The 14,143-nt window shown below is 65.1% G+C and carries 11 protein-coding genes; 4 read left to right on the forward strand and 7 right to left on the reverse strand.

What is annotated here, in order from left to right:
- Positions 1-148: 148 nt before the first annotated feature.
- Genes NKJ80_RS05820 through NKJ80_RS05830 form a run of 3 tightly spaced genes read right to left on the reverse strand, consistent with a single transcriptional unit; the run spans position 149 to position 3,920 of the window.
- Entirely contained in the window at positions 149-2,449 is a 2,301-nt protein-coding gene (locus NKJ80_RS05820) for a xanthine dehydrogenase family protein molybdopterin-binding subunit (protein WP_352497226.1), read from the reverse strand.
- Positions 2,446-3,429: an FAD binding domain-containing protein gene (locus NKJ80_RS05825; protein WP_352497227.1), complete on the reverse strand. Its 984-nt coding sequence runs from the start codon at positions 3,427-3,429 to the stop codon at positions 2,446-2,448. The genes NKJ80_RS05820 and NKJ80_RS05825 overlap by 4 nt, the downstream gene beginning before the upstream one ends.
- Entirely contained in the window at positions 3,426-3,920 is a 495-nt protein-coding gene (locus tag NKJ80_RS05830) for a (2Fe-2S)-binding protein (protein ID WP_023712507.1), read from the reverse strand. Before NKJ80_RS05830 ends, NKJ80_RS05825 begins: the two co-directional genes overlap by 4 nt.
- Before the next feature lie 437 nt (positions 3,921-4,357).
- Here NKJ80_RS05830 and NKJ80_RS05835 point away from each other — a divergent pair, with 437 nt between their 5' ends.
- The gene (locus NKJ80_RS05835) at positions 4,358-4,996 is read left to right on the forward strand and encodes a TetR/AcrR family transcriptional regulator (protein WP_352497228.1); all 639 of its coding nucleotides are present in this window, start codon (positions 4,358-4,360) and stop codon (positions 4,994-4,996) included.
- Between the two features lie 9 nt (positions 4,997-5,005).
- Here NKJ80_RS05835 and NKJ80_RS05840 read toward each other — a convergent pair whose 3' ends face one another.
- Complete coding sequence (locus NKJ80_RS05840; RefSeq protein WP_031205196.1) at positions 5,006-7,102, reverse strand: alpha/beta fold hydrolase; 2,097 nt, start codon at positions 7,100-7,102, stop codon at positions 5,006-5,008.
- 134 nt (positions 7,103-7,236) lie between these two features.
- Between NKJ80_RS05840 and NKJ80_RS05845 the strand changes: the two genes are divergently transcribed.
- A complete protein-coding gene (locus NKJ80_RS05845; protein WP_023672522.1) occupies positions 7,237-7,599 on the forward strand; it encodes a hypothetical protein in 363 nt (120 codons plus the stop codon).
- Positions 7,600-7,623: 24 nt separating this feature from the next.
- On the opposite strand, the gene NKJ80_RS05850 is transcribed toward NKJ80_RS05845, so the two are convergent.
- The 3 genes from NKJ80_RS05850 to NKJ80_RS05860 form a co-directional block, all read right to left on the reverse strand.
- Complete coding sequence (locus NKJ80_RS05850; protein ID WP_023703064.1) at positions 7,624-7,929, reverse strand: hypothetical protein; 306 nt, start codon at positions 7,927-7,929, stop codon at positions 7,624-7,626.
- 14 nt (positions 7,930-7,943) lie between these two features.
- Positions 7,944-10,493 carry a caspase family protein gene (locus NKJ80_RS05855; protein ID WP_352497229.1) on the reverse strand — a complete coding sequence of 850 codons (2,550 nt, stop codon included), beginning with the start codon at positions 10,491-10,493 and terminating at the stop codon, positions 7,944-7,946.
- 244 nt (positions 10,494-10,737) lie between these two features.
- On the reverse strand, positions 10,738-11,973 hold the full coding sequence (locus NKJ80_RS05860; protein ID WP_352497230.1) for an ROK family protein: 1,236 nt from the start codon (positions 11,971-11,973) through the stop codon (positions 10,738-10,740).
- A 166-nt stretch (positions 11,974-12,139) separates the two neighbouring features.
- Between NKJ80_RS05860 and NKJ80_RS05865 the strand changes: the two genes are divergently transcribed.
- Both NKJ80_RS05865 and NKJ80_RS05870 read left to right on the forward strand, forming a co-directional pair.
- Complete coding sequence (locus NKJ80_RS05865; protein ID WP_023828777.1) at positions 12,140-12,796, forward strand: SGNH/GDSL hydrolase family protein; 657 nt, start codon at positions 12,140-12,142, stop codon at positions 12,794-12,796.
- Between the two features lie 157 nt (positions 12,797-12,953).
- On the forward strand, positions 12,954-14,099 hold the full coding sequence (locus tag NKJ80_RS05870; RefSeq protein WP_032893929.1) for a sugar ABC transporter substrate-binding protein: 1,146 nt from the start codon (positions 12,954-12,956) through the stop codon (positions 14,097-14,099).
- The last annotated feature ends 44 nt before the right edge of the window (positions 14,100-14,143 follow it).

Here is a 14,143-nt window from a genome sequence, read left to right on the forward strand (position 1 = left end):
GGGAGATGCCCGGCAGGGCAGAGGGGGTCGGTCCGACCGGGCTCGACCTACTGCGGCGGAAGGAGGTTGGCGCTCTACGAGAGGCGACCCCCTCTGTCGCCTTCGGCGACATCTCCCCCTCAAGGGGGGAGATTACGCACGCCGCTTCCTAGATCAACTTCTCCAGCGTGATCGGCAAATCCCGCACTCTTTTTCCCGTCGCATGGAACACCGCATTGGCGATCGCTGGCGCTACGCCGACGATGGCCAGTTCGCCGACACCCTTGCCGCCGAGCACCGAAGAGTGCAGGTCGGGAATGCCGACCGAGATGACCTCGATATCGGGGATGTCGGCATTGGTCGGCACCAGATAGTCGCCGAGATTGTTGTTGACGATGCGGCCATGCCTGCGGTCGACAATGCCTTCTTCCAGCAGCGCCTGGCCGATGCCCATGATGATGCCGCCCTTCCACTGGCTTTCGGCCAGCTTGGGGTTGTAGAGCCGGCCCGAATCCAGCGCCGATACCACGCGCGACACGCGCACCGTGCCGAAATCCTCGTCGACGCGCACCTCGATGAAATGCGCGCACCAGGAGTGGCGCGAGTAATCGCCCTCGGTGTGCGGCAGCGCCGCCGCGATGGTGGTGTAGTTCTTGTAGCGATCCTCGGCGGTCGAGTTCGCCGGCATGGTGTCGCCGGTGGCCTCGATGCGGTCGCGGCCGACGCTGGCCAGCAGTTCGGCAATCGAGACATCGGGACCGTCGCCGCGCGGCGACCTGATGCGGCCATTGGCGATGACCAGCGTGTTGGCCTGCAGCGCGTGGAAGGGCGAGCGCGGATCGCTGATCGCCAGTCCGACAAGCTGATCGAGCGCCGATGTCGCCGCCTTGTAGACCGCGCCCGTCATCACGCCGGCCAGCCGCGACCCGCCGGCGACGCCGGCGCGGGGATACCGGGAATCACCGAGCTTCACCACGACATGGTCGGCCGCCACGCCTACCGTTTCGGCCGCTGTCTGCGCCAGGATCGTGTAGGTGCCCTGGCCCATGTCGATCGAGGAGCTTTCGACCTCGACCGAGCCGTTGGCAAGGATACGCACGATGGCCTCGCCGTAAGCGCGCCGCACCGGATAGGAGCCGGCGGCGACGCCCCAGCCGATCAGCTGGTTGCCATCGCGCATCGAACGCGGTTTGGGCGTGCGCTGGGCCCAGCCGAAGCGTTCGGCGCCAGCGGCGAAAGCCTCGCGCAACTGCCGCGTCGACCAGGCCTTTTTTGCGTGCGGATCCTGCTCGGCGTAATTCCTCAGCCGGATCTCCAGCGGATCGATGCCGACCTCGTAGGCGAGCTCGTCAATGGCGCTTTCGATGCCGAAGGCGCTAGGGTTTTCGCCCGGCGCGCGCATGGCGCCGGGCACCACCGAATTCACCCGCACGACATTCTGCTTCGAGGAGAAGTTGGGCGTCGCATACATGATCGAGGTGACCACGCCCAACGGCTCGACCCACATGCCGTCGATCGACGTTTCATTGACGCCGCGATGCACGATCGACTGGATTTTTCCGTCACGGTCGGCGCCGATCGTCACCGTCTGGCGGGTCGCGGCACGGCCGCCATAGCCGGTAAAAGTCTGTGGCCGAGTCATGACCACCCTCACGGGCCGTCCCAGCATCTTGGCTGCGGCAGCCGCTACCGCGCCGTGGCCGAGCGCCAGCGCCTTGGAGCCGAAGCCGCCACCAATATAGGGCGAGACCAGCCGCACATTCTCGAAAGGCAGGCCGAACCATTCGGCATAGGTGCGGGCCATACCGTCGAGCCACTGGCTTGGTTCCCACACGGTGAGCTTGTCGCCCTCCCAGCGGGCGATGAGGCCATGCGGCTCCATCGGCGCCTGATATTCGCGCGGCGTGTTGTAGGCGCCGCAGACGCGCACCGGGGCAGCGGCGAAAGCGGCCTGCGCATCGCCCCATTCCTTGGTCATGGCGGCGATCGGAATGCCGTCGCCGGCCTTGGCGTCGCTGAGGTCGACGATGGCCGGCGTCTCGTCATAGCTGACCTTGACCATCGCCGCTGCCGCGACGGCCTGCTCGAAGGTCTCCGCGATGACCGCGGCGACATGCTGGCCCGAAAAGGTGATATCGCGCGCCAGCGGGCAGTACGGCTTGTCCGGCGGCGGCGTGCCGAACCAGTCCGATGCAGTCTTCAGCGGCATGATGGTGTCCGGCGTCAGCACCTTGAGCACGCCAGCCGCCGCCTCGGCGGCTGACGTGTCGATCGAGCGCACCTTGCCTGACGCGATCGTGCTTTCGACCAGCACGCCATAAGCAAGCCCGTCGAGCTGCTGTTCGACGGCGTATTTTGCCGCGCCGGTGATCTTGGCCGGGCCGTCGACGCGCGACAGCCGCCCGCCGACCTGATCGGCAGTGCCGTCCGAAGCGTCGCCGTGCCGTGTCCTGGGGTCGTGAATGGTCATGCCATGGCTCCCGTCTTGAGGATGGCGCGGGCGACGACGCGCGGCGCCAGTTCGATCTTGTAGTGGTTGGCGCCGTGGTCGATGGCACCTTCTACGGCGAGCCGGCTGGCGGCCCGCACCGTGTCTTCGCTGAGCACCTTGCCCTTCAGCGCCGCCTCCACGGCCCGCGCCCGCCACGGCTTGGTAGCGACGCCACCGAGCGCAACGCGCAGGTCGCGAATGGTGCGGCCGTCGGCTTCGAAGTCGATGCCGACCGCGGCGCTTGCAGCGGCGAACTCATAGGACTGCCGGTCGCGAACCTTGAGATAGGTCGACCGCCGGGCGGCGGCTGAAGCCGGGATGCTGATGGCCGTGATCATCTCGCCCGGTTGAATGGCATGTTCCCTGTCGGGCGTGGCGCCGGGCAGGAGAAAGAAGTCGTCGACGGCAACCTGGCGTTCGCCAAGATGAACCACGGCGTCGAAGGCGACCAGCGCGGTGGCGAGGTCACCGGGATACATGGCGATGCAGGCGTCGCTGGTGCCGAGCACGGCATGGCCGCGGGTGACGCCGCCGATCGCCGAGCAGCCGCTGCCGGCCGAGCGCTTGTTGCAGGCGGAAAAATTCGCGGGATCGCGGAAATAGGGGCAGCGCGTGCGCTGCATCAGATTGCCGCCGATGGTCGCCATGTTGCGCAGTTGCGCGGAAGCCGCCTGCCACAGCGCTTCGGAGACCGCGGGAAAGCGGCTTTTGATCTCGGCATGGTCGGCAACGTGGCTCATCTTGGCCAGCGCACCGATCATGGCGCCGTTGCCGTCAACCTTGATTGCGTCGAGCCCCTTGAGATGGGTGATGTCGACCAGGCTGTCGGGTTCGGCCACGCCGCATTTGGCGAGATCGACCAGCGTCGTGCCACCGGCAAGCAGCATGACCCCAGGCAGGGCGGCTGCCTGTCGTGCCGCATCGATGCTATCGGCGCGAACGTAGGAAAAATCCCTCATGACGCGACCTCCAGTGCCGCCTGGCGCACGGCGGCAACGATGTGCGGATAGGCGCCGCAGCGGCACAGATTGCCGGCCATGTATTCGCGGATCTCGTCATCCGAGCCGGCATGGCCCTCGCGGATGCAGGCGACCGCCGACATGATCTGTCCCGGCGTGCAGTAGCCGCACTGGAAAGCATCCTGGTCGAGGAAAGCAGCCTGAACCGCGTTGAGCGTGCCGTCATCGCCGGCCAATCCTTCGATGGTGGTGATCTCGCGGCCTTCGACCTGTGCTGCAAGCGTCAGGCAGGACAGCACGCGCTGGCCGTCGACATGCACCGTGCAGGCGCCGCACTGGCCCTGGTCGCAACCCTTCTTGGTGCCGGTCAGGTCGAGGCGATCACGCAATGCATCGAGCAGCGTGACGCGCGGCTCGACCTGCAGTTCGTGACTGTGTCCGTTGATGGTGAGACGGATTGGGATAGTGGTGGATTTGGTTTGGTCGGTCATGAGGCGCCTGGCTCCAGTTGCTTGACGCTAGGGGATTGAAATGGCTCGAGTGGGAGAGGACAAGGGAAGAGGCGACGGCGCGCCTAATCTCCCCCCTTGTGGGGGAGATGCCCGGCAGGGCAGAGGGGGCGCGAAGGAATGCGACGTTCCCGATTTACATGCGTCGAAATAGACCTTTTCCAAGCGGGTGTTGGTCAGGCCTTGATAGGCTGGCGGGACAGCGCCCCCCTCTGTCCTGCCGGACATCTCCCCCACGAGGGGGAAGATTGGCAGCTCTGCCGCCCCGACTCTCCAGCCGGCAGGGGACGCTTCAGTCTTCACAATCTCAACACGTGACATACCGGCTCCCCTGATTATATGATAAGACTGCTCCACTAAAACGGAGGCGCCTCCGTTTATCTAGTTGGGGGCTTACCCCTTTGGGTTCAAGCCCCCATATGTCGACAGTGGAGAAAAAATTGACCGAGCAGTCGCAAGCAATTGCCGACGAGAAGCGCGAAGCCGCAGCGCCAAGGCCGCTGCGCGCCGATGCGCAGCGCAACCGCGACCGGCTGGTCGAGGTCGCGGCAGCGGCCTTTGCCGAGCACGGCGTCGATGCCTCGCTGGAGGAGATCGCGCGCCAGGCGGGCGTCGGTATCGGCACGCTCTACCGGCATTTTCCAACCCGCGAGCATCTGGTCGAAGTGGTCTATCGGCGTGAAGTCGAGGCGCTCTGCGCGGCTGCCGATGACCTCGCCAGCCACCATTCGGCCGATGTGGCGCTGGAACAGTGGATGCAGCGCTTCGTCGACTACATCGCCACCAAGCGCGGCTTGGCGGCCAGCCTGCGCATCCTGTTCAACACGAATTCCGCCGTGTTCTCCGACATGTCGGGCCGGGTGTCGCTGGCCTTGCGGCAACTGGTCGAGGCGGCAGTGGCCGAAGGCTCGATCCGCAGCGACGTCGACGCCTCCGATGTGCTGCATGCACTCGGCGGCATCTACTCGGCCCCCGACACCAAGGACTGGCGCGACCGCTCGCGCCGGCTGGTCAAGCTGCTGATGGACGGGCTGCGGTTCGGGGCAGGGAAGAGGTGACCTAGCGGCTCAAGCCGAACCATCGACCGCATAGAACCGAAACGCGCCGGGCAGCCCGCTTGCCGCCATTTCGCCACGCTCCTCGAACCGCAGGCCGGAGCCGACCACGAGATCGCGCACCGTCCTTGATGCGATGATTTCGCCCGGCCGCGCATGGTCAAGCAGACGCGATGACAGTTCGATCGCCGCGCCTGAAAATTGATGGCCCCGCTGCTCGCACTCGCCGATATGCACCGCCGAGCGGACCTCGACACCGGATTGCCGCAAGCGATCGCGGATGGCGATCGCGCACTGGATCGACCGCGTTGGCCGCTGGAACACCGCGAGCACCTTGCCGTCCGATCGGCTGATCTCTCTGCCTTCGGCCGCGAGGAGTTCGCCACGGAGCGCTTCGGCGTGCCGCTCGGCCGGGTCGATGCCGAAAGGCGAGCCCGTCATATCGAGGGACAGCACCGACACAAGCAGCCGTTCGCCTGGGGCCGCCGGCAAGGCGCCGGTGACGAAAGCCTGGATCTCGTCGACGATCCGATCGGAATTCTCGCCCCAGATGACGTGGTCGCGGCCGGCGAACTCAATGTATCGGGCGCCCTCGATGTGCGTCGCCAGGTAACGTCCTTCTTCCCGCTTCACCCAGCCGTCGCCAGTCGTCTGCATGATCAGTGTCGGAACATGGACAGCAGGCAGAATGTCGCGAACATCGATTTCGGCTCCCCAGCGCCACAGGGCGATCGCGTCGGCGGGCGAGGCAGAATTCCTGAGATAGGCGGCGAACCATTCTGTCTCGAACGTGTCGCTCATCAGACTGGGCGCCGCGTTGCTCATATCCGCCGCCGCTCCCCATTCTTTCTCGACGATCGCCAGATCCTCTTCCACCTGCTCGCTTGTCTTCGCCCACGGATAGTCTTGTGACCACCTGCCGCGGGCGTAGGCCCCATTGAGCACGAGTGCCGCTGTGCGCTCGGGATAGGTCGCCGCGAACAGCATGCACATCGGGCCGCCCTCGGAGCTGCCGAAAAGCACCGTGCGCTTCGAGCCAACCGCATCCAGCACTGCCCGCACATCTTCCATCCGCTCTTCCAGGGTCGGCAGACCGACATTGCGGTCCGAGAGCCCGGTGCCGCGCTTGTCCATGCGGATTAGGCGCGAGAAAGTGCCGAGCCGCCGGTGCACATGCGAAAGCCGCGGCGAGCCCCAGGCGTGGTCGAGGTTGGAGACCCATCCCGGCACATGGATCAGGTCGACCGGACCGTCGCCGGTCACCTGATACGCGATGTTGATCCCGGCCGATTTGACATAGTGGGTCGGGGGGGCTGCGAGTTCGTGGCTGAAGCCGGTAGCGTCATCCGCATCAGTCGTGGGTGGCCGTGCCGGCGCCATTGTGCGGCGTGTGCGCAGCGTCTCGAACAATTGCCGCGTCTCCGGCTCCGGCTGCAGCTTGAGATCGCGTAGAAGCGCGGTGCGGCAGTGCTCATATTGCTTCAGCGCGAGATTGGTCCTGCCTTGCGCCGCATAGGCGCGCATCAGGGCACGGTGGACATCCTCCCTCAACGGGTCCATGGCCAGCAGGCGCGCCGCCGCGCGCACGCATGCGGCAGGATCGTTCGTCGCGGCATAATGCGCGACGAGCCTGTCGAGCGCCGCGACGGCCAGTGCCCGCAGCCGCTCGCGTTCGATCCTCAGCCAGTCCTCGAATGGCTCCTCCTTCAGGCCGAAGCCGTCGAGCAGGTCGCCGCGGTAGACATTGAGCGCCAGTTCGAGGTCTTCGGGTGCCGGGCTGGCGACCAGCGCCTCGAACCGCGCGACGTCGAAATCAAGGCCGTCGAGATGCAGAGCGACGCTGTTGCCATCGGTGAGGAAGCGGCCGCCGCCGCACGTCTGCATGGCCTTCCTGACAGACGATACCGCTTGCCGCAGGCTCATTCGCGCCTGCGCCTCGCTGTTGATGCCCCAGAGCAGGGTCGCCAGCTTCTCGCGCGACTGCGAATGCCCCGACTGCAGCGCGAGATAGGCGACCATCGCACGCGCCTTGCGGCTGATGGCTGGAACCGTGGCCCCGACGCCACCAAAGTCGAAACCACCCAGCAGGTGAAGATAAGGTCCGGTCATCGGATCCGCCACGGTCACAGCGCGACGACGATCCGCTCAAGCTCGGTCCATTTCAACACTTATTCCGCCGCCGAGGCGCTTTTCACGATTCCATCACGCAGGTTCCCACGCGTTGCTCACGGCGCTTGAGGAGATTGTTCGCACTGGATCTCTTTTCGCAGGAGGATACCGTGCATCACCCTGGCCCGACCGAGTGGCCCATCTGGCATGACGACCCCGGGCGCGACCGGCAGGAGCTTGGCGCACCATCGCGTCACGATATTGCGCTGGCCCGCTATCTCGAAACACAACAGGCCCATCGGGCATTGGCGGCTCGCAGACTCGATCCGGCGGCGGTCGTGGCCTCTGCACTGGCAGCGTTCGTCCGCTGCCTTTTCCGTGCAGCGCTGCGCCGAATTGTCCGCTGGCCAACCGATGCCGCGACAGGGATGGACGATTTCGGCTTGACGTTGTCCAAGGCTCATGCGGAATTTAGCAAGACCCTTTGGGGCCGCTGAGTGCAGCGCCCTTGGTCGACGATCTCATCCCCAACCGCCGCCGCCGCCGCCAGCCCCACCGCCGCCTCCGCTGCCGCCGAGAGAAGGAATCACGGGCGGCTTTTGCGGGATCTCCTCGGCCGGCTTGATCACTTTGCCGGTGGCCGCCTTCTTGTATCTGACCACCTTTGGCTGAGGTGCTACGCGAACCACTTTGCGATGGTTCACCGGCGGCGCCGGCTCAAACATCGGCGACACCGAGGTGCAGCCCATGAGCCCGGCCAGAACGCCGGATAGAATTATCCCGATGAATGCCTGCCCGAATGTCTGCTTGAATGCCTTGCCCACCATGGCCTCCTTATTGTTCAGAACAAATCCCGACGCGGATTGGCTTCTTCCCAGACCCCCCGGGCCGCATTGACCAGTTGCGTGTCCAGCGAACCGGACGCGGGGATCTTCGACTTGAGCTCCTGACGCAGGGCGTCCAAAGCTGCCGTTTTCGGCTTGGTGCCGAACTGCGCCAGGCCCTTTTTGGCGTCCGGCAGCTCCTTGCGCAGATCGAGCGCGACGGCGAATGCCAGGAAGCGCACCGCGACAGCCTGATCGGCCTTGTAGCCTTTCGCCATTTCAAGCGCCGCGCGATCATAGGCGCTCGACGGATCGCCGCGCGTGGTCGCCAGTTCGAACAGCCTTTGCGCTTCCGCCGGGTCCTGGCGCACACCGGCGCCATCCCTGTACATGCGGGCGAGGCTGCCCGGAGCGTAGGGCTGGCCAAGATCGGTGGCCTGCTGGAACAACGCCTGCGCCGTCTTCGGATCCTTGTCGATGCCCTGGCCGGCGAGGTAATTGCGGCCGAGCAGGTTCATCGAATACATGTCCTGGCGCTGCACCCCCGCTTGCAGGAAGGCGACGGCGCGGGCCGGATCGGCAGGCACGCCGTTGCGGCCCTCGGTGAAGATGGCGGCAAGATCGTTCATGGCATAGGTGTGCCCCATGGCCGTCGCCTTGAGCAGCAGGTCGAGGCCCTTGGCCGTATCGCGGTTGACGCCATAGCCATTGAACAGCGCGCGTCCCCACGAGGTCATGCCGTAAGGATCGCCCTTGTCTGCGGCAGCCTTGTAGAGAGCGTTGGCCTGGGTGCGGTCGATGGCCGTCCCGGTTCCGGTTGCGTTGAGATAGCCGAGTTCGAAGACGGCGCGCACATGGCCTTTCTTGGCGGCATGCTCGATGGCTGCCCTGGCCTCGCCGACCCTGCCGGCCGCAAGCAGGGCGCGGCCGAGCTCGTAGCGGAAGCGGGCGACATCGGGATAGGTTTTCACCGCGGCCTCGCAGACCGCCACCGCACCGGCGCCGATCTCGTTCGGCAGCAGGCCGGGCACCACACCTTGCAGGTCGAGAGGCTCGCCGGCGGCGGTATCGCAAGCATCGACCGTCGGCGACAGTTTCATCGTCGCCGGCTTGGCGGAGCTGCTGTCGGCACGGATTTCGAAGCCGACCTCGACCGGCGCGCCGGCGCCGATCTGCGGCTCGTAACGGAGATGGTCGACTTCACCGGCCAGAAGGCTGGATTGCGGCGACAAGGTTCGATCAGGCAACGACAGCGTTCCCGTTGCCGGATACCCCGAGACCTTCAGGCTGACCGCCGGATCGTCGGTGGGGAAATCCAGATTGAGCGCGACGGGGCCGACGCCGACGGGAATATCAAGCTTGCGGTTCTCGATCGCTTCGGCAGCGCCGGTGATGTGGATGCCGCGCTCCAGCACCTGCTGCTTCTGCTCGGCCTCGAGCGAAGCCATGATCTGCTGACCCGCCGCACCTTCGCCGCTCTTGACGCGGAACACGAGTATGCCCTGGCTCCCGCCGCCCCAATTGTCATGCGTGGCATAGGCCAGCATATCCACCTCGTCCTGCGTGGCGGCCCCTTTGGGGACATCCATCTGCAGGCGCGGCAGGTCCTTGCCGGCGATCGGTTCGCCCACCGCGACGTCTTTGCCGTCCAGCACCAGACGGCCCATTGCCGGCGGCCGTTCGATGCTGACGCTGATAGCGCCGCTATCGACATCGACCGGCTCCGGCAGGCCAAGAGCGACAGGACCGACCCCCGACAGCACCACCTTCTCCAGCACTGGCGGCAGCGAAGGCCGGTTGTTGCGGCGCACCAGCACCACGTCATCGATCAGCGACGAATTTTCCCAGGGCACCTGCATGCCGTTGGTGGCTTGCACGACATCGCGGCGCACCGCCGACATGACCGTGCGGATCTCCTGGTTCGGCGCCAGCGCGCGCCGCGAAAAGGCCGATGAAAACGGGCTCAGGTCGCCGCTGCCGTCATAGGCGACCGCGCCTGGTTCGGTGGCGAAGGCAATCAGCGTGTTGAGCGAGCTTCGCACCTGCGCCAGCCCGGTATTGCCGGCGGTGACAAGCTGGTCGCGCAGCCAGTAATTGTTGCGCGGGAAGGGGTTGTTGCGGCAGGCATCGAGGATGATCACCTGGATCTTCGACTTCGAGCGCAACTGCTCCAGCACGTCGTTGAGCTTGATGGCCTGGACCTCGATATCGGCCGCCTTTTTCAGCGAGGCGTCGACTGGTATCAGGAAATTCTCGCCGCCGATCTGAAAGCCGTGCCCGGAATAGTAGACGACGGCGAGATCGGCGCCGTCGGCGGCGGCCAGATAGTCCCGGAACTGGCCTTCGAACTGCTGCTTGGTGAGGTTCTCTGCGACGAAAACCTCGAAGCCGGCCAGCCGGAACGTGGCCGACACATCCTTGGCATCCTTGGCCGGGTTCTTCAGTGCCGGGATGTCACGGTATTCGGAATTGCCGATGACGAGAGCGACCCTTCGATCGGCGCTGGCCTCGAAGCTTGTGAGGCCGGCAAGGATGAAGGCCGCGATGAATCCGCAAAGTCGGAGCATGACAAAACTCCTGGTCGCGGCCTGACGCCGACGAGAACACCGCTTGCGGCATCAAGGTCCGTTGAGAGTATGCAACCTGCCACAGCATAAAGTGAAAGGCCCGTCACCGCCAGACCATGGCAGGCGATTTCTTTCAGCGTCGACCGACCGCAGAGTGCAAGTAGCACGCGCTTCACGAGCAGGTATGTGACAAGTCTCACAGTTCGCTGTTTTGGGGGAATGCCTGGTGCCGGCGGCTGCGCGCCTATTCCTTGAAGAGCAATTCCTTGTCGTTCGAATATTTCACCAGCAACGGAATGCTGGCGCCGCCGATAACGGGGCCGAGATGGCCAAACGTCCCCTCGATGACGGAGAACGGCTCGGGGCGATCGACAAGGATCCGTGCCAGCTTTCTGCGCATGGCCTTGGCGATCTCCTTGCGCACGCCATTCGGTATGGCGCCATCGATCACCACATTGTCGATGTCGAGCAAGGCAACGGCACTGCGGGCGGCATAGGCAAGCCCGTCCGAAACCTCATCGATCCACGCGGTGAGCGGCTCTCCAAGGTCGCCCCAGTCGTCGGGCGACGACCAGATGCGGCCGGCGTCCTTCTCCCCATTGTCCTGGTCGTTGAGCTTGCCGGCGAGCGAATGCAGCGAAGCGACGCGCAGCAGCGGCGTCATCCGGTCGCCCTTGCGCCCCGGCGCGGGCACCGGCATGTCGCCCAGCGCCCCGGCCAGCTTGTTGCGGCCGGGGAACAAGTGATGATCGAGCACCAGGCCGCCGCCGATGAAGTGCCCGACATAGGCATAGAGAAAGTCGGCGCGGGATCCGCCGGCGCCAAACATCAGTTCGGCCGCGGCCGACACCGTGGCGTCGTTGTAGAGGAACACCGGCCAGTCGAACGCCCGGTCCAGTTCGGCGCGAATGTCGATTTCCTTCCAGGCATCCAGCCTGCCCGCCGGCACCGCGCCCTCTTCGCTCAGGTTCCACTGATGGAATGGCGAGGCGATGCCAAGACCGGCGATGCGGTCTTTTTCTATCGATTTGTGCTTGCGGCACATGCGCGCGATGGCGCCCTTGGCGAATTTCATCACCTCGACGGGCGTCGGATAGTCGAACAGTGTGCGTTCGAACGCCATCACGTTGCCGACGAAATTGACCAGGGCGACATCGGCGCTGCGATGGTCGACCTTGAGGCCGAAGGCGTACGCGGCTTTCGGGTTCAACGCATAGGGAACCGAGGGTTGCCCCAGCCGTCCGCGCAAAGGCTCCAGGCGCAGCAGCAGCTTGTTGTCGGCGGCGCGGTTGACGATGGTGGTGATGGTTTGCGCGGCCAGCCCGGTCAGCCGCGTCAAATCGGTCTTGGCCAGCTGCCCGTGCCGGCGGATGAGCGAGACGATCAGGCGTTCGTTGTAGATGCGGCTCTCGGCCTGCGTGGTTCCGCCGCTGCGGCCCTCGGCGATCTTTTCGAGACTGAAGAAGCTGGTTCCGGTCACGCTTTCCCCTGCGCAAGGAGTTTGGCCGCAAGGCGAGCCGATCAAAGCGCTGACGTAGCAATGCGGGCATGGCAAGGCAACACTTAAATCCACCCGATGGAAAAATGTAGTTGACGCCGGCCGGCCTGCTGTCGTTCAAAGTATGCAGGCCTGGAGGAGCAATGCCGTGACGCAGACCCGGACCATCATGTGCTTTGGCGATTCCAATACCTATGGCGCCATTCCCACCCTGGCCCGGGTCGGACGGCACCGCTTCACGCCCGACCGGCGCTGGCCGGGCATCATGCGCCGCCAGCTCGGCAGCGGATGGGATGTGATCGAAGAAGGGCAGGGCGGGCGCACCACCGTGCACGACGATCCGATCGAAGGTCTCCACAAGAACGGGCTCAAATCGCTCCCGGTGTGCCTGGAAACGCATATGCCGCTCGACCTCGTTATCCTTATGCTCGGCACCAACGATCTCAAGCATAGGTTCTCGGTAACGCCGAATGATGTCGCTGATTCTATCGAGATCTTGGCCAGAATTGTGCTGCGCAGCGAAGCTGGCCCCGCAGGCGTGGCGCCCGCGGTCCTGATTGTTGCGCCGCCGCCGATGCTGGAGGTCGACTGGTTCGGCCAGATGTTTCTGGGCGGCGCTTCAAAGTCGATGCACTTTGCCGGCCTGTTCCGCGATGCGGCCCGGCGCGCCGGCGCCGCCTTCTTCAACGCCGGCGACGTCGTCGAATCGAGCGCGGTAGACGGCATTCACCTCGACAGCGACGCGCATCGCGTGCTCGGCACGGAATTGGCCAAAGCCGTCCAGTCGCTGATCGCCAAGGCGTGATCGCGTGGGCGAGTCACCCGACTATCTCTGATTAATTAATTCCACTGGAAAAACTTTTGACTTGCAAGCGGGAAGGTGGGTATCTGGGAGACTGGGAAGAGTAGCGACCGCGAGGCTTACGAAGCGCGGCAACAATCAACGACAGGGAGGAAGTAAAATGCGATCTGACAGGAACATGATGCTGGCGACGCTGCTCGGCGTTGCCGCTGTGCTCGCGGGCGGTACCATCCTGGCAAGCGCGCAGGACGGCCCGGCCGGGCTCACCAAGCCGGCGGTATTTGCGCCGTTCGACCCGAAGGCGCCGGCCTGCAGCCCACCGCCCGGCCTGAGCAAGGTGCTGGCCTTCGCGCAGGACAACGAGCGTGAATTCATGCAGGGCGTCGACCGCGGCCTGGCCGCCGCCGCCAAGGATCGCGGCCTGGAATATCGCCGCGCGCTTGCCAACAATGACGCCGCCAAGGGGGTCGAGCAGGTGCAATTGTTTCTCGCCTCCAAGATCGGCGGTCTGGTCGCAGCCCCAGTGGACCCGGCCTCGATGAGCCGCAGCCTGCAGGAGCTTATCTGGTCGGGCGCCTATGTCGGCACCATCGTGCCGCCGCCGGCGACGTCGCTGCTCAACGCGCCGCAATACGAGACCGGCAAGGTGCTGGCCGAAGCGGCCGCGGCCTACATAAAGGACAAGCTCGGCGGCAAGGCCAATGTCGTCATCCTGTCGCATGACAGCATGGAATTCCTGGCGCCGCGCTTTGCCGCCATGCGCGACATCTTCAAGGCTATGCCAGGCGTCACCATCGTCGCCGACATCTCGCCCAATCCCGTCAACAAGGAAGGCGGCTTTGCCACGATGAGCACTATTCTCCAGGCCCATCCCGACGTCGATGTCGTGCTCGGCGCCGACACGGTCGTGCTCGGCGCGCTGGCTGCGCTGGAAGCGGCGGGCAAGGCGCGGCCGGACCAGTTCCTTGGCGGCATCGACGGCGAGCCGGAGGCGGTCGCCGCGATCAAGAAAGGCGGCGGTCCCTACAAGGCAAGCATCAGCCTGGCGTCGCCGGTCTTCGCTTATGCCATGGGCCAGCACGCCGCCGACTGGCTGGAGGGCAAGAGCATCCCGCAGGCGATGGATATCCTCCCCGTGGCGCTGACCAGCGACTACATGGCCCAATACGAGGCCGATGTCGCCGACCCGGCCGCGGTTTACAAGGACCCGAAGCGCCGCGACATCTATCTCAGGATGTACGGCAACATCTGTTACGATACGCGCGACCAGTATGTGAATTTCCCCTGGTCATCCGAGGCAAAGTAGCGCCTGTTTTTCCCGCGCGATACGGGCGGGTTCAGCCTGACCTG

The organism is Mesorhizobium sp. M0030, from assembly GCF_040323695.1.
GTDB lineage: Bacteria > Pseudomonadota > Alphaproteobacteria > Rhizobiales > Rhizobiaceae > Mesorhizobium.